Source organism: Pseudomonas sp. Y5-11 (assembly GCF_022368695.1).
In the GTDB taxonomy this organism is placed as follows: Bacteria; Pseudomonadota; Gammaproteobacteria; order Pseudomonadales; family Pseudomonadaceae; genus Aquipseudomonas; species Aquipseudomonas parakoreensis.
Genome location: NZ_CP058974.1, coordinates 2,990,369 through 3,010,856, shown reverse-complemented (window position 1 = coordinate 3,010,856; position 20,488 = coordinate 2,990,369). Strand labels below are relative to the sequence as shown.

Genomic DNA, 20,488 nt, shown 5'->3' with positions numbered 1-20,488 from the left:
ATTACTGCCAGCCGAACCGGCGGATGTAGAAGCCTTTCACCGCCTGGGTCAACGCCATGTACGCCAGCAGGATCATCGGCAGGAACACGAAGTACAGCGACGGCAGTGCCTGCAGTTTGAAGTAGTTCGCCAGAGGCCCCATCGGCAGGAAGATCCCGACCGTCATGATGATCCCGGTCATCACCAGCAGCGGCATGGCTGCACGGCTTTGCAGGAACGGAATCTTCGGCGTGCGGATCATGTGCACGATCAGCGTCTGGGTCAGCAGCCCCACCACGAACCAGCCGGACTGGAACAGCGTCTGGTGATCCGGGGTGTTGGCATCGAACACGTACCACATCAAGGCGAACGTGGTGATGTCAAAGATCGAACTGATCGGCCCGAAGAACAGCATGAAGCGCCCGACATCCGCCGGCTGCCAGCGCTGTGGCTTTTTCAGCATCTCGTCATCGACGTTGTCGAACGGAATGGCGATCTGCGAAATGTCGTAGAGCAGGTTCTGTACCAGCAGGTGCATCGGCAACATCGGCAGGAACGGAATGAACGCACTGGCCACCAGCACCGAGAACACGTTGCCGAAGTTGGAGCTGGCCGTCATCTTGATGTACTTGAGCATGTTGGCGAAGGTGCGGCGCCCTTCGAGCACGCCCTCCTCCAACACCATCAGGCTCTTTTCCAGGAGGATGATGTCAGCGGCTTCCTTGGCGATGTCCACCGCGCTGTCCACCGAAATACCGATGTCGGCGGTACGCAGCGCCGGGGCGTCGTTGATGCCGTCGCCCATGAAACCGACCACATGGCCGTTGCCTTTGAGGATGCGCACGATGCGCTCCTTGTGCGACGGCGTGAGCTTGGCGAAGACGTTGGTTTTCTCTACCGCCACGGCCAGTTCGGCATCGTTCATGCGCTCGATGTCGTTGCCCATCAGCAAACCCTGTTGCGCGAGGCCGACTTCGCGGCAAATCTTCGCGGTCACCAGTTCGTTGTCGCCGGTCAGCACTTTGACCGCGACGCCGTGCTCGGCCAGCGCCTTGAGCGCTGGCGCAGTGCTTTCCTTCGGTGGATCAAGGAACGCCACGTAACCGATCAGCGTCAGTTCCTGTTCATCCGCCAGGCTGTAAGTGTCGCGACCTTCCGGCATCGAACGGGCAGCCACCGCCACCACGCGCAAGCCTTCAGCGTTGAATGCTGCGGTGACCTGACGAATCCGGGTCAGCAATTCATCGCTCAAGGCTTCTTCGACTTCGCCGTGCTGCACACGGGTGCACACCGCCAACACTTCTTCCACCGCGCCTTTGCAGATCAGCAGATGCCGTTCACCACGCCCTTCGACCACCACCGACATGCGCCGGCGATTGAAGTCGAACGGGATCTCATCAACCTTGCGAAACGCCGTGCCAACCTTCAGTTCGCGATGGATTTCCACGTGTTCCAGCACCGCCACGTCGAGCAGGTTTTTCAGCCCGGTCTGGTAGTAGCTGTTGAGGTAGGCCTTTTCCAGCACATCGTCGGAGTCTTCACCCCAGACGTCGACATTGCGCGCGAGGAAGATCTTGTCCTGGGTCAGGGTGCCGGTCTTGTCGGTGCACAGCACATCCATGGCGCCGAAGTTCTGGATCGCGTCCAGACGTTTGACGATGACCTTTTTGCGCGACAGGAACACCGCACCTTTGGCCAGCGTCGAGGTGACGATCATCGGCAGCATTTCCGGGGTCAGGCCCACGGCAATCGACAGCGCGAACAGCAGCGCTTCGGTCCAGTCGCCCTTGGTGAAACCGTTGATGAACAGCACCAGCGGCGCCATGACGAACATGAAGCGGATCAGCAGCCAGCTGACTTTGTTCACGCCCAGCTGGAACGAGGTCACCGCGCGGTCAGTTGCGCCCACACGCTGTGCCAACGCGCCGAAATAGGTGCTGTTGCCCGTGGTGAGAATCACCGCCACCGCCGTGCCGGACACCACGTTGGTGCCCATGAACAGAATGTTCTCCAGCTCCAGCGGATTGCGCGTGTCGCGGTCGGCCTGACGGGCAAACTTTTCCACCGGCATCGATTCGCCGGTCATCGCCGCCTGGCTGACGAACAGATCCTTGGCGCTGAGCACCCGACAGTCAGCGGGAATCATGTCGCCGGCCGACAGCACAATCAGGTCGCCCGGCACCAGCTGCTTGATCGGCAGTTCGATGCGCGGCTCGTCGCGGCGCATCACCGTGGCGGTGTTGCTGACCATCGCCTTGAGCGCGTCGGCGGCCTGGTTGGATTTGCTTTCCTGCCAGAAGCGCAGCAGCGTCGACAGCACCACCATGGAGAAAATCACCGTGGCGGCTTTCAGGTCTTCGGTCAGCCAGGAGATCACCGCCAACAGGGTCAGCAGCAGGTTGAACGGGTTTTTGTAGCAGTGCCACAGGTGAGTCCACCATGGCAGCGGCTGCTCGTGTTCGACTTCGTTGAGGCCGTACTGCGCGCGCAGTGCGTCGACTTCAAAATCGGTCAGGCCGTCGGTGTGAGTGCCCAGCGACGAGAGCAGTTCGCCGCTGTCGCGATGGGCCGCATCGACCAGGGTGTTGGCCAGCGTGGGCGGGACTTCACGGCTGACCGTGGTGTCGTTGATCGATTCCAGCAGCGCCAGACGGCGGAAGTGCCGGGCGATGTGGCGTGTGCGCAGGAAGCCTGCGAAAAATTCCTTGAGCGTAAGTTTCATGGCTGTTGCCCCTATGGTCAGCCGGGAAACCGTCGAGCAGGTACGACCATGCCTCGTTCACCGGAAAATCCGGCACGGCAAGGCTTGGCGCGCCGGTCAGAAAAGACAGGCGTGTCGATAGGTTTGCGATCGCGACCACACGGTCGAAATCACATACTTTCAGTGTCGATGAGAAGGACGTCGGGACATGGTCTCAACTGACCATGATCGGGATGCCGCTGCTCGCTTTACGGCGAGACAACGGCAGAGAAAGGCTGCGCGTTATCTTGCCGAGAATCTGCCGGTTACCGAGACCGGCCGACAACTGTCACTCGAACAAGTACCCACTGTGGGTCTCCGCTATTGATGAAAACGCGCGAAGCTTACGCCTCGATGATTGGAGAGTAAACCCGCAAAAGGAAGTGTGTCGGGGAATGTGGCGGGTGTTCAGGAAGGGTTCAGGATTCAGATTTTTCGCTGGCCTCCAGGGCCCTGTCGCGGGCAAGCCCGCTCCCACAAGAATCTCCAGTGAATACAAGTTTTGCATCCGACACAGATCCTGTGGGAGCTGGCTTGCCAGCGATTGCGGTGTATCAGGCAAAGCAGATTCAGCTGGCCGTCGCCAACAACAGATCCGCCATCGAACGATGCCCACGGTTCTTGCCATGCTCATACAGCGAACCGGCAATCTCGTCGGCACGCACCGGCAACACCGACAGCAAGGTGTCGCTCAGACCATGGCTGGCCTGGCAGAAGCCCTGCATGTAGATGCCGGCCTTGCAGCGTTCGTCGGTGATCAGTTTGTAGTTGCGATCGACCTCGAAGTCACCGAGGTATTCTTCCAGCGGTGCCAACAGTTTGCGGTGCATCTGCCGCTCGTAACCGGTGGCCAGGACCACGGCATCATAGATACGCACGCTGACTTCGCCGGTAGCGTTGTTGCGCACCGCCAGTTCGATGCCGCGCTCGGTGGCGCTGGCGCTTTCCACAGTGGTCAGGGTGCGGAACGCATGGCGGGCGATGCCCGAGACTTTCTGCCGATAGAAGATGCCGTAGATGCGTTCGATCAGGTCGATGTCCACCACCGAGTAGTTGGTGTTGTGGTACTCGTTGACCAGGCGCTCACGCTCGGCGCTGTTTTGCTGGAACACCAGATCGGTGAACTCCGGCGAGAACACTTCGTTGACGAACGGGCTGTCGTCCGCAGGCTTGAGCGCCGAGCCGCGCAGGATCATGTCCACTTGCACCGACGGAAACGAATCGTTCAGATCGATGAAGGCTTCCGCCGCGCTCTGCCCGCCGCCGATGATCGCAATGCTCATCGGTTGATTGTTGATGCAAGGCTGCTTGGCCATCTGCGACAGATACTGCGAGTGGTGGAATACGCGGCTGTCACCCTTCAGCGCCTTGAACGCCTCCGGAATACGCGGCGTGCCGCCGGCACTGACCACCACCGAACGCGCGGTGCGCACGAACTGCTGGCCTTCGCTGTCGCGGGAGATCACGCGCAACGCTTCAACCTGATGGTTGTGCAGCACCGGTTCGATGGTCAGCACTTCTTCGCCATAGCGGCTCTGCTCAGTGAACTGCCCGGCGACCCAGCGCAGGTAATCGTTGTACTCCATGCGGCACGGATAGAAGGTGCCGAGGTTGATGAAGTCCACCAGGCGGCCGTGAGCCTTCAGGTAATTGACGAACGAGTACGGACTGGTCGGGTTGCGCAGGGTCACCAGATCCTTGAGGAAGGAAATCTGCAATTCGCTTTGGGTCGACAGGGTGTTGCCGTGCCAGCTGTAGTCGGCCTGCTTGTCGAGGAACAGCACATCCAGCTCGCCGTGGGTCGAGCCGCGCTCTTGCAGAGCGATGGCCAGCGCCAGGTTCGAAGGGCCGAAACCGACGCCGATCAGGTCGTGAACGATGGGCGATGCAATTGCCTGAGTCATTTCCAGTGTCCTCTGGATGAACCCCTCAACAAGGGGAAAGGAGAGCCTAAGTGACCCGACTGGCCTTGAGCAGGACAGCAGGTCGTCTGTTGAGTAGGAACGAGGACAGGGAAATAAAATTTAGCGACGGCGGCTCAATGGGCATCCCATTGCTTGATGCGCAGGCGGCAATGCTTCATCGCATTGACAATGTGTTTTTCCACCAGTGCCTTGGAAATCCCCAGCTGTTCGGCGATCTGCGGGTGCGACAGGCCTTCGATCTTGCGCAGCAGAAAACTGTCGCGGCACAGCGGCGGCAATTCTGCCAGGGCGCGCTGGAGCATCTCCAGACGCTGGCCGTGATCGAGGGTGCCGTGGGGCGACGGGGTGAAATAACGCTCTTCGCTGTCGAGCACTTCCAGCGGCTCGACCTGACGCAAGGCGTTGCGCCGATGATCGTCGATCACCAGATTCAGCGCAGTGCGATAGAGAAACGCCCGGGGCTGCTCGATGGGCGTGTCGCTGGAGCGTTCCAGTACGCGCACATAAGCGTCATGCACCACATCTTCGGCGACCTGACGGTTGCCGAGCTTGGCGTTCAGGAAACACACCAGCTCGCGATAGTAGTTTTCCAACATGACTCCCGGCCGCTTCGATGCGGATTCGATCCTTGAGCACACTGATCGACGGCCCCGCAAACACGGGTAGCAAGATAGTGGCAACTTGAGGTGCGTAATTTATAGTAATTCTCATATAGATTTAAAGTGGCGTTTGTCATTGCCCGCCAAATAGTGCCGCTCTATACCTGTAACATCCTGTGTCTTCGCTTAAATTCCCCTGCGCATTCATCGTTTACAGGACAGCTCCCCGTGTCTGTCGTGCCCTGCGACAGCGTTCAGCGGCTGCGCGCTGTGGCGTGCAGCCGAACGACGGGCCGAATTCCACTGGCCGGAACCCTGCATGAAACGTCCCCGCCCCGCCCGACGCGCCCTGCTCGCAGCCCTGTGTCTGATTCCCGTTGTTGCCTACGCCGCGTGGCAAATCATGCCGCCGGGCCGCGAGCGCTTCGCCACCGTTCAAGTCAGCCGTGGCGACATTGAAAGCAGCGTCACCGCGCTGGGCACCCTGCAACCGCGCCGCTATGTCGATGTCGGTGCGCAGGCCTCCGGGCAGATCCAGAAAATCCACGTCGAAGTCGGTGACGTGGTCAAGGAAGGTCAACTGCTGGTGGAAATCGATCCGTCCACGCAGAAGGCCAGGCTCGACGCCGGGCGCTTCTCCATCGAAAACCTCAAGGCGCAATTGCAGGAGCAGCGCGCCCAGCATGAGCTGGCGCAGCAGAAGTATCAGCGGCAGCAGCATCTCGCCGCCGGCGGCGCCACCCGTGAAGAAGACGTGCAGACCGCCCGCGCCGAACTGAAAGCCACTCAGGCCCGCGTCGACATGTTCCAGGCACAGATCCGCCAGGCTGAAGCGAGCCTGCGCAGCGATCAGGCTGAACTCGGCTACACGCGGATCTATGCGCCGATGGCCGGCACCGTGGTCGCCCTCGACGCCCGCGAAGGCCAGACCCTCAACGCGCAACAGCAGACGCCGCTGATCCTGCGCATCGCCAAACTGTCACCGATGACCGTGTGGGCCGAGGTTTCCGAGGCCGACATTGGTCACGTCAAACCGGGCATGACCGCCTACTTCACCACCCTCAGCGGTGGTCAGCGGCGCTGGAGCAGCACCGTGCGGCAGATCCTGCCGGTGCCGCCCAAGCCGCTGGACCAGACCAGCCAGGGCGGTGGCAGCCCGGCCAGCAACAGTAAAAGCGGCAGCGCCCGCGTTGTGCTGTACACGGTTTTGCTCGACGTCGATAACGCCGACAACGCCTTGATGGCCGAGATGACCACCCAAGTGTTTTTCGTCGCCAATCAGGCCAAAGGCGTGCTTACCGCACCGGTCGCCGCGTTGCAGGGCAGCACCAGCGCCAACCTGCAGACCGCGCAGGTGGTCGCGGCCAACGGCGACATCCAGCAACGCGAGGTGCGCACCGGCATCAGCGACCGGCTCAAGGTGCAGATTGTCGACGGCCTCAACGAAGGCGATCACTTGTTGATTGGCCCGGTCGATGGCAACGGAGGCTGAATGCAAACGCCTCTGATCGACCTGCAGGACATTCGCAAATCCTACGGTGGCGGTGACGCTCCGGAGGTTCACGTGCTGCGCGGCATCGACCTGTCGATCCATGCCGGTGAATTCGTGGCGATTGTCGGCACATCCGGCTCCGGCAAATCGACCCTGATGAATATCCTCGGCTGCCTCGACCGCCCGACCTCCGGCGAGTACCGCTTCGCCGGGGAGAACGTTGCCAGCCTCGACAGCGACGAGCTGGCCTGGCTGCGCCGCGAAGCCTTTGGATTTGTATTCCAGGGCTATCACCTGATTCCGTCCGGCTCGGCCCAGGAAAACGTCGAGATGCCGGCGATCTATGCCGGCACCCCGGCTGCCGAGCGTCACGCCCGCGCCGCCGCCCTGCTCGACCGCCTCGGTCTGGCCTCGCGCACCGGCAATCGCCCGCATCAGTTGTCCGGCGGCCAACAGCAACGGGTGTCGATTGCCCGGGCGTTGATGAACGGTGGCCACATCATCCTCGCCGACGAACCCACCGGCGCCCTCGACAGCCACAGCGGCAAAGAGGTGATGGCGCTGCTCGATGAACTGGCGAGCCAGGGCCACGTGGTGATCCTCATCACCCACGACCGCGAAGTCGCGGCCCGGGCCAAACGCATCATCGAAATCCGCGACGGCCTGATCATCAGCGACAGCGCCCGCGACAACCCAGAAGCCCAGACCAGCGCCAACCCCGGCGCCCTGCAAGCGGTGGATCTGCGCCAGCGTCTGGCCGACGGCGCGGAAGCCACCGGCGCCTGGAAAGGCGAACTGGTCGATGCCCTGCACGCCGCGTGGCGAGTGATGTGGATCAACCGCTTTCGCACAGCGCTGACCCTGCTCGGGATCATCATCGGCGTGGCGTCGGTGGTGGTCATGCTGGCGGTCGGCGAAGGCAGCAAACGCCAGGTGATGGCGCAGATGGGCGCGTTCGGTTCGAACATCATTTACCTGAGCGGCTCGGCGCCCAACCCGCGCACGCCGCCGGGGATCATCACCCTCGACGAGGTGCACGCCCTGGCCAGCCTGCCGCAAGTGCAGCGGATCATGCCGGTCAACGGTGCCGAGGCCGGCGTGCGTTATGGCAACGCCGACCACTTGAGTTACGTCGGCGGCAACGACACCCACTTCCCGGCGATCTTCAACTGGCCGGTGGTGCAAGGCAGTTACTTCACCGAAGCCGATGAGCAGAACGCTGCAGCCGTCGCGGTGATCGGCCACAAGGTCCGCAGCAAACTGCTCAAGGATGTGCCGAACCCGATCGGCCAATTCATCCTGATCGAGAATGTGCCGTTCCAGGTGGTCGGCGTGCTCGCGGAAAAAGGCGCCAGTTCCGGCGACTCCGACAGCGACAATCGCATCGCCATCCCCTATTCGGCGGCCAGCGTCCGGCTGTTCGGCACGCGCAATCCGGAATACGTGGCCATCGCCGCCGCCGACGCGCGCAAGGTCAAGGACACCGAGCAGGCCATCGAGCAACTGATGCTGCGCCTGCACAACGGCAAGAAGGACTTCGAACTGACCAACAACGCCGCGATGATTCAGGCCGAGGCGCGCACCCAGAACACCCTGTCACTGATGCTCGGCTCGATTGCCGCGATCTCGCTGCTGGTCGGCGGGATCGGGGTGATGAACATCATGCTGATGACCGTGCGTGAGCGGACTCGCGAGATCGGCATTCGCATGGCCACCGGCGCCCGCCAGCGCGACATCCTCCGGCAGTTCCTCACCGAAGCGGTGATGCTCTCGGTGGTCGGCGGCCTTGCCGGGATCGCCCTGGCGCTGCTCGTCGGCGGCGTGCTGATCCTCAGCGAAGTGGCCGTGGCTTTTTCGTTGATGGCGGTGCTCGGCGCCTTCGGTTGCGCCCTGGTCACCGGTGTTGTCTTCGGCTTCATGCCTGCCCGCAAAGCTGCCCGGCTCGACCCGGTCACGGCCCTTACCAGTGAATGATCGACCTATGAAACCGCGCCTCAGCCTGTTGACCGTGTGCCTGTTGCTCAGTGCCTGCGGCAGTCCCGTCCAGCGTCCCGACAGCGGCGTGCAGCCGCCCGCCGCCTGGCAATCGGCGCCGGCGGCCAGCCTTGCGCGCAACAACCCGCAATGGTGGACGCAATTTGGCAGCCCGGAACTGGATCGCCTGATCGAACAGGCGCGCGTCGGCAGTTTCGACCTCGCGGCCGCCGTTGCTCGCGTGCGTCAGGCGCAGGCGGGTACCGTCATCGCTGGCGGCTCACAGCTGCCGGAGGTCAAGGCCGGCCTGAATGCCAATCGGCAGAAACTGCTGCGCGGCAATGGCTACAGCCAACTCGATGCCAACAGCAGCAACAAGGCGGTGGACTATTTCGATACCAACCTGAGCGCCACCTACGAAATCGATTTCTGGGGCGGCAAACGCGCGTCGCGCGACAGTGCCCAGTTCGCCCTGCAGGCCAGCGAATTCGACCGGGCGACGGTCGAGCTGACAGTGTTCAGCAGCGTTGCCAGTACGTATGCGCAAACCTTGTCGCTGCGCGAGCAGAGTCGCATCGCCGAACTCAATCTGGCCAACGCACAAAGCGTACTGAAACTGGTGCAGACGCGGTTTGATTCAGGCTCCGCCACCGCACTGGAACTGGCCCAGCAGAAAAGCCTGGTCGCCGCCCAGCAATGGCAATTGCCGCGCGTGCAACAGCAAGCCCAGGACGCGTTGATCAGCCTCGCCGCCCTGCTTGGCCGACCGGTGCAGCAACTGTCGGCGACAGAGTCCTTCGATCACCTGCAATGGCCAGATATCGCCGCCGGCGTCCCCAGCGAGTTGCTCACCCAGCGTCCGGACATCGCACGCGCCGAAGCCCAACTGGCCGCCGCCGAAGCTGACGTCAAAGTCGCTCGCGCGGCCATGTTGCCGGCACTGACCCTGACCGCCCAACTCGGCTCAGGCGCCAATCAGTTCGACGATTTGATTCGCAGCCCTTTCTACAACCTGACCGCCGGACTGGTCGCACCGATTTTCAATAACGGTCGCCTCGGCGCTGAGCGCGACAAGGCCACGGCGCGCCAGCAAGAGCTGCTGGAAACCTACCGCGGGGCGATCATCAACGGGTTCGCCGATGTGGAAAAAGCGCTCAATAGCATTCGTCGCCTGGATGAGCAGCGGCTGTGGCAGAACGATGAACTGAATCAGGCGCAGACCGCGTTCGACATCGCCCAGAGCCGCTACCAGGCCGGCGCCGAAGACTTGCTGACCGTGTTGGAAACCCAGCGCACGCTGTACGCGGCCCAGGATCAGCATGCACAACTACGGCTGTCACGAGTGCAGGCGAGCATTGCGCTGTACAAGGCACTTGGCGGGGGGTGGCAGACGCTGTAATCGAATCAACACAACAACCCTGTGGGAGCTGGCTTGCCAGCGATGAGGCCAGCACTCCCGGCATCAACGTTGCCTGACCCGATGCTATCGCTGGCAAGCCAGCTCCCACATTGATTGACGGTGTTGCCGCTCTCTCGGGCTGACACCTGAACCTGTGGGAGCGAGCCTGCTCGCGAATGATCGATGACGCAGCCCTCAAGCCGGGCTGGTTTTAGCCTTCAGATTGCGCGCATACCATGGCCGTTGCGGCACGCGACGGAACAGGCCGGCGAGTTTTTCCTCGTCGGTGATGAAGGTGATGCGCAGCGCCAGCTTCATGGTTTCCGGATCCATCTCCACCGACTTGCCCACCTGCAATCCCGGCGTGGTACTGCAACCATGGGTGATCGGCCCGAGCCACGGGTCATCGACTTCCACCCAGCGCCCCGGGGCAAACCATGGCACGCCATTGACTTGCAGCCGCGTGACTTCGCCCGGGTGGAAACGCTCGTGGGCGCGGAACCAGTCCTCGATGCGATCATCGATCCAGCCATGGAAATGCCAGAACGTCGGGTTGACGTGGGAAGAAAACGGATCGCCAAGGAAGTCGTTTTCGGCGTTGTACCAGCGGGCCGCGAAGTCCGCCGGATCGCGGGCAAACGGCACCGGCTGACCGTTGGACGGATCGCGCGGCACGGAGGCCCAGCGCATGTGCAGCCAGTCGTGCAGGCCCAGTTCGACTTCGGAGCCAAACTGGCCGAGGGTGAGCCGGGCCAGATACGCCGGGTCGCGGTACTGCGACTCCCAGACCTGGAAGTTGCTTTCGTAGGTTTCGGCGGTCTTGATGTCGCTGACCCATTGGCTGAATTCGTCATCGCCCGCCGCCGTCCAGGTGGGTGGCAAGGCTGAGCCGTCGTGGTTGTCGAAATAGCGGGCGAAGCCGACGCGGTCGCGGATCAGCTCCGGCTGCGGCAGCGGGAAGAATTCCCACGACGGCAGATCCTGCATCGACCGCGCCGTCCCGAGCATGTGCCGGTGCATGAAGAAAAAGTCCACACCCGAGCCATTGCGATCCTTGCGCGGGCCACGGGCATCGCGCTCCTTGTCGCGCGGGCCAGGCTGCCAGCCGATGCCGCGCAAGGCTTCGCGTTTGTCCTCGGGCAGCTTGTGCCACTTGTCCCGGGTCGCATGCCACAACTGGTGAAACAGGCGATGCTCGGGCGAGATCAACCACGCCAGCAACGTCGGGTTGAGCGGCGTGCGCTCGCGCGCTTCGGGAAACAGCCGCTTGACGGCGACAAAGCGGTTGTCCTGCGCCGGCAAGGCCAGCGACCGGTCCAGGCGCAAGGCCTTGCCGCTGAGGGTGCCACTGCCGGCATTGCCGAAGTCGGCCCAGACCTCATCGAGGATCATCTCCAGCTCATAGCTGATCTGGCCGTCGGCACCGATCAGGCGCCAACTCAACTTCGCCGCATCGGCTTTCGCGAGGTCGCCAAGAATCCGGTAACGCGGGGTTTCAGCGGAACGCAGGCGCTCGGGCGTGTCGAGAAAACCGCACACCCCGCGCCCCTTCTGGCCGATGTCGAGAAACACTTGCAGACCCTTGGGTGGCAAGCCTTCGAGACCGGCATCGGCACCTTCGAAACGGATATCCCACACCCCACGCAACGCATTTGCCAAGCGCTGCCCGGCCCTGTCCGCGACGTCGAAAGACGCTTCGCCCGGGGTGATCGTCGGGTCCGGCTTCGTCCATTCACGATGCCCGAAATACGCCGCAGGCACGGCAGCGCCGGTCAGCGCCAGGCCCGCCATGAACCATCTTCGAGAAATCTTCATTGCCCTACCTGTGTCAGCCATGAAGCAGGCTTTATCCAAGCTAGAACGTTTGTTGCGCGGGTAAATTTATGTGGGTTTGAAAAGATCGCAGCCTTCGGCAGCTCCTACAGTGATCGCGTTCCAATGTAGGAGCTGCCGAAGGCTGCGATCTTTTAACCTGGCAACCTAAATTCCACGGCCAACCACTCGTTCTTCCCAGATAGCGAAGGCCCCCGCGCCTGCACCTCGATGGCGAACCTGACTGAGATGGCAATGACAAAACCACGTTCGAAAAAGGCTCTATTCATCGGCCTGCCGTTGGCCCTGGCGATCAGTGCCGGCGCAGGCTTTGCCGTGTGGCACCACTGGTTCAAGGACGACCTCGGCTACCCGGCCAAAGTCATGAAGCAGGCCGATGAGCTGCACGAACGCATGCTGTCTTTCGACAGCCATGTCAGCCTGACGCAAAATTTCGGCACCGACGGCCACGAGGCCGACAAGGACGGCGACGGCCAGTTCGACCTGGCCAAGGCCAGCCGTGGACGCCTGACCGGCGCCGCGCTGACCATCTTCGGCTGGCCGGAAATGTGGAACGGCCCGAACGCCCCGCACAAGCCGACCCCCGGCTTCGTCGACGAGGCACGCAACCAGCAGGAGATCCGCTTCAAGATCATCTCCGGCATGGTTCGCGATTACCCCAATCAGGTCGCCATCGCCTACACCCCCGACGACTTCCGGCGCTTGCACGGCGAAGGCAAATTCGCGATTTTCATCAGCATGCTCAACGCCTATCCGCTGGGCCACGACCTCAACCTGCTGGACCTGTGGACGGCGCGCGGCATGCGCATGTTCGGCTTCAGCTACATCGGTAACAACGACTGGGCGGATTCGTCGCGACCGTTGCCATTTCTCAATGATTCGCCGGACGCCCTCGACGGTCTCTCGGATCTGGGCAAGCAAGCGGTCAAGCGTCTCAACGATCTGGGCGTGATCATCGACGTCTCGCAAATGTCGACCAAGGCCCTCGAACAAGTCGCGCAACTGAGCCGCACGCCTTTGGTGGCCTCGCATTCGGCGCCGCGTGCGATGGTCGATATTCCGCGCAACCTCAGCGACAAGGAAATGCAGCTGATCAAAAACAGCGGCGGCGTGGTGCAGATCGTTGCGTTTTCGCAGTACCTGCGTCCGCTCACCCAGCAAACCCAGGACAAGCTCAACGCGATGCGCAAGGACTTCGACCTGCCGCCGCTGCCGAACCTGGCGATGGCGTTGATGCCGGGCGACCCGATCATTGCCGCGTGGTCGGAGCAGAAGTTCGGCCAGTACGCCAGTCGCCTGTACGCGATCCTCGAAGAGGAACCGAAAGCCAGTCTCAAGGATCTGGGTGATGCCATCGATTACGCGGTGCGCAAGATCGGCATCGACCATGTCGGCATCAGCTCCGACTTCAACGAAGGTGGCGGCGTCAAAGGCTTCGAGAACGTCGGCGAAATTCGCAACGTCACCGCCGAGCTGATCTCGCGCGGTTACTCCGAAGCGGACATCGCCAAGCTCTGGGGCGGCAACTTCCTGCGGGTCTGGGATCAGGTCGAGAAAGCCGCGAAACCGGCACTGGCCGCTGCGCCGGGAACTGCCAAGCCATGAGCAATCGTCGTCAGTTCTTGAAGCAGGCGGGGATTCTCGCGGCGGCGCTGCCACTGGGCGCGAGCCTGCCGAATGTCGCCGGTGCCGCGAGCGCTGCGCCCGTGACTGGCAACAAGTGGGCGCAGTTGCAGCAGCTGTTCGATCAGGATCCGGCGTATCTGCACTTCTCCAACTTTCTGATCACCTCACACCCGAAACCGGTGCGCGAGGCGATTGAGCGGCACCGCGCCGCCCTCGACAACAATCCCGGCCTGGTCATGGATTGGGACCACGGCGTGATCGAACAGCGCGAAGAGAACGTGCGGGTCTGGGCCGGTCGCTATCTGCAAGCCGACGCCAGACAGATCGCCCTGACCGGCAGCACCACCGAAGGTCTGGCGACGATCTACGGCGGCGTGCACGTGCGCCCCGATCAGGAAATCCTCACCACCGAACACGAGCACTACGCGACCCACACCATCCTCGCCCTGCGCACCGAACGCGACGGCACCCGGGTGCGCAAGATTCGCCTGTTCAAGGATCCGTACAACGCGAGCAAAGCAGAAATCCTTGCTGCCATCGACAGCGCCATCCGTCCCGAAACCCGGGTGTTGGGCATGTGCTGGGTGCATTCGGGCAGCGGCATGAAACTGCCCATCGGTGAAATCGGCGCCATCGTCGACCGGCACAACCGTGGGCGCAGCGACGCCGAGCGCATCGTTTACGTGGTCGACGGGGTGCATGGCTTCGGCGTAGACAACCTGAACTTCGCGCAAATGAACTGCGACTTCTTCATCGCCGGCACCCACAAGTGGATGTTCGGCCCGCGCGGCACCGGCATCGTCTGCAGCCGCTTCGCCGAAGTCAGGTACGTGACCCCGATCATTCCGACGTTCTCCGAAGCCACGGCGTTTTCCACCACCATGACGCCTGGCGGCTACCACTCGTTCGAACACCGCTGGGCGCTGGACGAAGCGTTCAAATTGCATCTTGAGCTGGGCAAGGCCGAGGTCGAGGCGCGCATTCACGCGCTCAACAGCTACCTGAAACAACGCCTGCAGCAACGTCCGCAGATCGAACTGGTCACGCCGCTGAGCCCTGAGCTGTCCGCCGGTTTCACCTTCTTCCGGGTCAAGGGCAAGGACAGCGACAAGATCGCCGCGCACCTGATGGCCAAGCGGGTGGTGGCCGATGCCGTGCACCGCGACGTCGGCCCGGTGATCCGCACCGCGCCAGGTCTGCTCAACGACGAAGAGCAAATCGACCGTTTGCTGGCCGTGCTCGATCAGGCCCTTTGACCCGGACGCTCCCTTTTTCCCTTTTAGCGAGACTCGCAATGAACAGTGAACTGCGTCGATTTTCCTTGAAGGCGCTGCCGGCGCTGATGCTCACCGCCCTCGCCGCCGGCCTGCTGCCGGGTGCCGCGCAGGCCGCCACCCCGCCTGCGCCGGGCAAGGTGTTCAAGGACTGCAAGGACTGCCCGGAAATGGTCGTGCTGCCCACCGGCACGTTTACCATGGGCACGCCGGAGGATGAGGTTGGCCGCGAACCGGATGAAGGGCCGATGCACCCGGTGACGTTTGCCAAACCGCTGGCGATCAGCCGTTTCCAGATTCTGCGCGGCGAGTGGGACGCCTACCTCAAGGACAGCGGCTACAAGATGCCCGACGGCGACACGCGCCCCGGTCGCGCGTGCAAGGCGGGGATCCCGGATTATCAGGGCAGCGACCCGCGCAAGCAGTACACCGACAAGCACCCGGCGGTGTGCATGGATTTCCCGGAGGCCGAAGCTTACGTGGCCTGGCTGTCGAAGAAGACCGGCCAGCCCTATCGACTGGTCAGCGAATCGCTGCGCGAATACGCCGCCCGCGCCGGCAGCACGGGCCCGTTCCCCTTCCCGTTCGACGAAGGCAAGGAATACAGCATCGCCAAACACGCCAACACTTACGGCGCCGCCGATGGCTACAACTTCACCGCGCCGGCCGGCAGCTTTCCGGCCAACGCCTTTGGCGTCTACGACATGCACGGCAATATTTATGAGTGGACCGCCGATTGCTACAACGACAACTACGTCGGCGCGCCAAGCGATGGCAGTGCCTGGCTCAGCGGCAAGTGCGAAGTGCGGCGCATCCGGGGCAACGACTGGGGCGAGGCCCCGGTGTTTTCGCGCTCGGGCAACCGCAACGCCACCTACACCGACACCCGTGGCGACTGGATCGGCTTCCGGGTCGCCCGCGATCTGTAACGCCATCGCCCGGCTAAATTAGCCATCCCGCCAGTCGTTCTACAGGTGGGCGCGATCCTCCATGGCGCGCCCGCCGCCCTCTACGTCATCCAGGCGAACCCCACGCGCAGTGCCGGTGTTCGCCGCTCCTTCAAGCAGGGAACCTCCATGAGCAAACCAACACGCGGGGTGATCAATGAATTGTTCGCCCTGCTCAAACCCTTTCGACTGATCGTCAGCGTGTCGATCCTGCTCGGCATGGTCGGTGGCCTGAGCGTCACCGCGTTGCTGGCGACCATCAACAATGTGCTGCACGCCGAGGGCGCACTGACCAGCACCATGGTCGCGGTGTTCGCCGGCCTGTGCCTGCTGGCGCTGACCAGCTCGATCTTTTCCGACATCGGCACCAATTTCGTCGGCCAGCACATCATCGCCACATTGCGCAAAGAGCTCGGCGAGAAAGTCCTCTCGGCGCCGATCGAGCAGATCGAGCGCTATCGCAGCCATCGGCTGATTCCGGTGCTGACCCACGACGTCGACACCATCAGCGACTTCGCTTTCGCCTTTGCGCCGCTGGCGATTTCCCTGACCGTGACCCTCGGTTGCATGGGCTACCTGGCGATGCTGTCGTGGCCGATGTTCCTGATGATGGCGGTGGCGATCCTGATCGGCACGGTCATTCAGTACATCGCGCGCGGGCGCGGCATGCAGGGTTTCCTCAAGGCCCGCGACTACGAAGACGAGCTGCAGAAGCACTACCACGCGGTCGCCGAGGGCGCCAAGGAACTGCGCATCCACCGCCCGCGCCGGCATCGCATGTTTGTCTCGGGCATCGAAGGCACGGCCGACAAGATCTGCGCGACGCAGGTGCGTTCGGTAAACATTTTCGTGGTCGCCAAGACTTTGGGTTCGATGCTGTTCTTCGTGGTGATCGGCCTGGCGCTGGGCCTGCAATCGCTGTGGCCGAGCGCCGACAAAGCGGTGATGAGCGGCTTCGTGCTGGTGCTGCTGTACATGAAAGGGCCGCTGGAACACATCATCGGCACCTTGCCGATCGTCAGTCGCGCGCAGATTGCGTTCCGCCGCATTGCCGATCTGTCCGAGCAGTTTTCCTCGCCCGAACCGCACCTGTTGCTCAGCGATCAGGGCCATCAAAAGACCCCGGTGCACAGCCTGGAACTGACCGATGTCTCGTACAGCTTCCCGACGGTAGAAGGCGCCAAGCCGTTCCGGCTGGGGCCGGTGAACCTGAAAATCGAACAGGGCGACATCATTTTCATCGTCGGCGAAAACGGCTGCGGCAAGACCACGCTGATCAAATTGCTGCTGGGTCTGTACGCGCCACAGCAAGGCGAAATCCGCCTCAACCAGCAGCTCGTCGACGCCAGCAACCGCGACGATTACCGCCAGTTGTTCACCACGATTTTCGCCGACTACTACCTGTTCGACGACGTGGTTCAGGGCGATACCCATATCCCGGAAGACGCCAACCAATACCTGGAGCGTCTGGAAATTGCGCACAAGGTCAGTGTGCGTGACGGCTCGTTCACCACCACCGATCTGTCCACCGGCCAGCGCAAGCGTCTGGCCCTGATCAACGCCTGGCTGGAGGAACGTCCGGTACTGGTGTTTGACGAGTGGGCCGCCGATCAGGACCCGACCTTCCGGCGGATTTTCTACACCGAGCTGCTGCCGGACCTGAAGCGTCTGGGCAAGACCATCATCGTCATTTCCCACGACGATCGTTACTTCGATGTCGCCGACCAACTGGTGCGCATGAGCGCCGGCAAAGTGGTCACTGAGCTGCAACCCGCCTGACTGTGAAAAATTTGTAAAAAAAATGGCAGTGAGCTTTCCGGTTTTCGGAAGGCTCAACGTCTTACTAACAGTTAATAGAAATAGTTCTCAGTCAACACTTTGAAGAGTAGAAGAACAATGCCCGCACCGCACGGACTCCACCCGCTCGCCAAGGCTCTGCTGATCCGCCGCTCCTTCCGTTGCACCCTGCCAGCGTTCTGCGCCATGGCCCTGACCGTACCGATGGCCGGCCAGGCCCAGGCCGCTGCCGTGGCGATCAATATTCCTGCACAGTCGCTGGGGAGCGCGCTGCAGGAATTCGGTCGCCAGACCAACCTCCAAGTGCTTTACAGCCCGGATGAGGTCAGCGGCCTGCGCAGCAGCACGGTCAGTGGCAACCTGGAACCGACCGCCGCCATCGCGCAACTGCTGCAAGGCACCAACATCGCCTACAGCGTCGAGGGCAACAACGTCGCCTTGCGTTCGCGCAGCAGCGGTGGCGCCAGCCTCGATCTGGCCCCGACCAGCATTTCCGCCACGGCAGAATCGGCCTGGGGCCCGGTAGACGGGATCGTCGCCAAACGCAGCGCCACCGGTTCGAAGACCGATTCGTCGCTCAAGGAAATCCCGCAGACCATCAACGTCGTCACTCAAGACGAAATCAAGATGCGCGGCTCGAAGACCGTCACCGAAGCTCTGCAATACACGCCGGGCATGACCGGCGGCGGTTTCTCGGACCGGGTGAAGATCTTCGACGAACCGACATCCCGTGGCTTCTCCCCTACTCCGCTGTACCTCGACGGCCTGCACATGCCTTACGGCGGCGGCAGCACCGGCGGTTCGCTGCAGATCGACCCGTACACCCTGGAGCGCGTCGAAGTGCTCAAGGGCCCGGCCTCGGTGCTGTACGGCCAGAACCAGCCTGGCGGTATCGTCAACATGGTCAGCAAGCGTCCGACCGCGACCCCGCTGCACGAAGTGAAGCTCGGTGGCGGCAGCTATGACCGCAAGTACGGTGCCTTCGACCTCGGCGGCCCGATCGATGATCAGGGCGAATTCCTCTATCGCCTGACCGGCGTGGTCAACGACAGCGGCTCGGCCATCGACTACGCCAGCCAGAACCGCATGCTGCTGGCGCCAAGCCTGACCTGGCTGCCTAACGATCAGACCACCATCACCGTGTTCGGTCAGTACCAGAAAGACCACGACGTACCGGAAGCCCAGGGCCTGCCGGCCAACGGCACCGTGCATCGCAGCCAGGCCGGGCGCATCAGCCGCAGCCTGTTCCTCGGCGAGCCGGACGTGAACAAGTACCACCGCGAGCAGTTCGTGGTCGGTTACGAGATTGCCCACGAACTCAACGACGTCTGGACCCTGAAGCAGAACGCGCGTTACGCCGACATCAACGACCAGTACGTGGCGCCGCTGCACGGTTATGCGTTCCCGACCAACCCGGTCACCGGCCTCAACGACGGCAGCTACCAGAGCCGTTATGCGGTGGACTGGTCGCAGCACAACAAGGTCTACGGCATCGATAACATCGCCCAGGCCAAGTTCAACACCGCCGATGTCGAGCACACCGTGCTGCTGGGCGTGGACTACTACCACTACAATTCGAAATTCCTCGGCCTGTACGACCGCACCGCTCCAGGTCTGGACCTGTACAACCCGGTGTATGGCAGCCAGATCAATTTCCGCCAGCCGTACAAGTGGGACAACACCATCACCCAGACCGGCCTGTACGCTCAGGATCAACTGCGCTGGAACCAGTGGTTCCTGACCCTCGGCGGTCGGTATGACTTCGCCGAAACCGACAACAAGCAACCGCTGAGCGGCGGCCACAGCAACCAGAAGGACGAAAAGTTCACCGGGCGTGCCGGCCTCGGCTACGAGTTCGACAACGGCATCACACCGTACGTCAGCTACGCCGAATCGTTCCTGCCGCAAACCGGTACCGACATGAGCGGCAGCGCCTTCGAACCGACCACCGGCAAGCAGTACGAAGTCGGCGTCAAGTACGAGCCGAAGTCGATCGACGGCTTCATTCAGCTGTCGGCGTACCAGATCGACCAGGACAACATGCTCACCACCGACCTCAACAACCCGGGCTTCAGCACCCAGAGCGGCTCCGTGCGTTCGCGCGGTATCGAGCTGGAAGGCAAGGTCAACGTCACCCGCAACCTGCGCGTGCTGGCGGCGGTGTCGCGTAACCAGACCAAGTGGGAGAAAGACAACGACGGTCGCGAAGGTCGCACCCTGGCCATGCGTCCACCGCTGACCGCCTCCGCGTGGGTCAACTACGACTTCGACATCTCCACCGCCCTCGCCGGTTTCGGCATGGGCCTGGGCGCCCGCTACGTGCGCAGCAGCTACGGTTCCGATTACGAGTCGGACTCGTTCCAGATTCCGTCCTACACCGTGTATGACGCCATGGTCTCCTACGACCTGGAAAAATCGCCGCTGCACGTCAAAGGCGTGAAACTGCAAGCCAACCTGCAAAACCTCACCGACGAGAAATACGTTGCCGCGTGCAACGGTACCCTCGACTGCTACTACGGTGAAGGCCGCACCATGACTGCTGACGTGACCTACAACTGGTAATACGTTTAGCGCTCACTGAAACGCCGGCATTTGCTGGCGTTTTTTTTGGGGGCTGATTGGGGCTTGGCGGCCTTTGGGCCGACCAGGCTCTTGGGGTTTTGGGTGTATATCCGTTTCTGCGGGTGCTGCCGCTGGCGGTTTCGCTCTTACAGCGAGTCACCTTTTCCAGACGCCGAAAAGGTAACCCAAAAGGCTTTGCCCCGGCGTACGGCACTTCGCTGAGGCTCAGTGTTCCCTCGCTACGGTGCCCATCCGGGGGCATCGCCTACGGTTTGCTTCGCTGCACCTCCTCTCGATGCATGCGGCTTCGCCGCACGGCGCTGCGCGCCTACCCCCGGATG

At 62.4% G+C, this 20,488-nt stretch carries 12 protein-coding genes; 8 read left to right on the top strand and 4 right to left on the bottom strand.

Annotated elements, in window-relative coordinates; all coding sequences use genetic code 11:
• Position 1 precedes the first annotated feature (1 nt).
• The 3 genes from mgtA to HXW87_RS13425 all read right to left on the bottom strand — a co-directional run bounded on the left by mgtA (position 2) and on the right by HXW87_RS13425 (position 5,240).
• The gene (gene mgtA / locus HXW87_RS13435) at positions 2 to 2,701 is read right to left on the bottom strand and encodes a magnesium-translocating P-type ATPase (RefSeq protein WP_239779050.1); all 2,700 of its coding nucleotides are present in this window, start codon (positions 2,699 to 2,701) and stop codon (positions 2 to 4) included.
• Positions 2,702 to 3,288: 587 nt separating this feature from the next.
• Positions 3,289 to 4,623, bottom strand: coding sequence for a SidA/IucD/PvdA family monooxygenase (locus HXW87_RS13430; RefSeq protein ID WP_239779049.1), 1,335 nt, complete (start codon positions 4,621 to 4,623; stop codon positions 3,289 to 3,291).
• A gap of 134 nt (positions 4,624 to 4,757) precedes the next feature.
• Positions 4,758 to 5,240, bottom strand: coding sequence for a sigma-70 family RNA polymerase sigma factor (locus HXW87_RS13425; protein WP_047295188.1), 483 nt, complete (start codon positions 5,238 to 5,240; stop codon positions 4,758 to 4,760).
• A 322-nt stretch (positions 5,241 to 5,562) separates the two neighbouring features.
• Here HXW87_RS13425 and HXW87_RS13420 point away from each other — a divergent pair, with 322 nt between their 5' ends.
• From HXW87_RS13420 to HXW87_RS13410, 3 genes are read left to right on the top strand one after another with little or no spacing between them, the layout of a single operon-like run.
• Positions 5,563 to 6,735: an efflux RND transporter periplasmic adaptor subunit gene (locus tag HXW87_RS13420; RefSeq protein WP_239779048.1), complete on the top strand. Its 1,173-nt coding sequence runs from the start codon at positions 5,563 to 5,565 to the stop codon at positions 6,733 to 6,735.
• Positions 6,736 to 8,709 (top strand): MacB family efflux pump subunit, encoded by a 1,974-nt coding sequence (locus tag HXW87_RS13415; RefSeq protein ID WP_239779047.1) that lies wholly within the window; start codon positions 6,736 to 6,738, stop codon positions 8,707 to 8,709.
• A 7-nt stretch (positions 8,710 to 8,716) separates the two neighbouring features.
• Positions 8,717 to 10,108, top strand: a complete 1,392-nt coding sequence (locus HXW87_RS13410; RefSeq protein ID WP_239779046.1) for an efflux transporter outer membrane subunit — start codon at positions 8,717 to 8,719, stop codon at positions 10,106 to 10,108.
• Positions 10,109 to 10,303: 195 nt separating this feature from the next.
• Here HXW87_RS13410 and HXW87_RS13405 read toward each other — a convergent pair whose 3' ends face one another.
• Positions 10,304 to 11,923, bottom strand: coding sequence for a PvdJ/PvdD/PvdP-like protein (locus HXW87_RS13405; protein WP_131670070.1), 1,620 nt, complete (start codon positions 11,921 to 11,923; stop codon positions 10,304 to 10,306).
• 252 nt (positions 11,924 to 12,175) lie between these two features.
• On the opposite strand from HXW87_RS13405, the gene pvdM reads away from it, so the two are divergent.
• From pvdM to HXW87_RS13380, 5 genes are all read left to right on the top strand, one after another.
• Positions 12,176 to 13,546 (top strand): pyoverdine-tailoring dipeptidase-like protein PvdM, encoded by a 1,371-nt coding sequence (pvdM, locus tag HXW87_RS13400; RefSeq protein WP_239779045.1) that lies wholly within the window; start codon positions 12,176 to 12,178, stop codon positions 13,544 to 13,546.
• A complete protein-coding gene (locus HXW87_RS13395) occupies positions 13,543 to 14,823 on the top strand; it encodes an aminotransferase class V-fold PLP-dependent enzyme (protein WP_239779044.1) in 1,281 nt (426 codons plus the stop codon). Before pvdM ends, HXW87_RS13395 begins: the two co-directional genes overlap by 4 nt.
• Before the next feature lie 38 nt (positions 14,824 to 14,861).
• A complete protein-coding gene (locus HXW87_RS13390; RefSeq protein ID WP_239779043.1) occupies positions 14,862 to 15,770 on the top strand; it encodes a formylglycine-generating enzyme family protein in 909 nt (302 codons plus the stop codon).
• Positions 15,771 to 15,917: 147 nt separating this feature from the next.
• Complete coding sequence (locus HXW87_RS13385) at positions 15,918 to 17,567, top strand: cyclic peptide export ABC transporter (protein ID WP_047295203.1); 1,650 nt, start codon at positions 15,918 to 15,920, stop codon at positions 17,565 to 17,567.
• 117 nt (positions 17,568 to 17,684) lie between these two features.
• Complete coding sequence (locus HXW87_RS13380) at positions 17,685 to 20,147, top strand: TonB-dependent siderophore receptor (protein WP_095667048.1); 2,463 nt, start codon at positions 17,685 to 17,687, stop codon at positions 20,145 to 20,147.
• The last annotated feature ends 341 nt before the right edge of the window (positions 20,148 to 20,488 follow it).

Coding starts and splice junctions, on each gene's coding strand:
- mgtA (WP_239779050.1), bottom strand. CDS start 2,701: ATGAAACTTACGCTCAAGGAATTTTTCGCAGGCTTCCTGCGCACACGC.
- HXW87_RS13430 (WP_239779049.1), bottom strand. CDS start 4,623: ATGACTCAGGCAATTGCATCGCCCATCGTTCACGACCTGATCGGCGTC.
- HXW87_RS13425 (WP_047295188.1), bottom strand. CDS start 5,240: ATGTTGGAAAACTACTATCGCGAGCTGGTGTGTTTCCTGAACGCCAAG.
- HXW87_RS13420 (WP_239779048.1), top strand. CDS start 5,563: ATGAAACGTCCCCGCCCCGCCCGACGCGCCCTGCTCGCAGCCCTGTGT.
- HXW87_RS13415 (WP_239779047.1), top strand. CDS start 6,736: ATGCAAACGCCTCTGATCGACCTGCAGGACATTCGCAAATCCTACGGT.
- HXW87_RS13410 (WP_239779046.1), top strand. CDS start 8,717: ATGAAACCGCGCCTCAGCCTGTTGACCGTGTGCCTGTTGCTCAGTGCC.
- HXW87_RS13405 (WP_131670070.1), bottom strand. CDS start 11,923: ATGAAGATTTCTCGAAGATGGTTCATGGCGGGCCTGGCGCTGACCGGC.
- pvdM (WP_239779045.1), top strand. CDS start 12,176: ATGACAAAACCACGTTCGAAAAAGGCTCTATTCATCGGCCTGCCGTTG.
- HXW87_RS13395 (WP_239779044.1), top strand. CDS start 13,543: ATGAGCAATCGTCGTCAGTTCTTGAAGCAGGCGGGGATTCTCGCGGCG.
- HXW87_RS13390 (WP_239779043.1), top strand. CDS start 14,862: ATGAACAGTGAACTGCGTCGATTTTCCTTGAAGGCGCTGCCGGCGCTG.
- HXW87_RS13385 (WP_047295203.1), top strand. CDS start 15,918: ATGAGCAAACCAACACGCGGGGTGATCAATGAATTGTTCGCCCTGCTC.
- HXW87_RS13380 (WP_095667048.1), top strand. CDS start 17,685: ATGCCCGCACCGCACGGACTCCACCCGCTCGCCAAGGCTCTGCTGATC.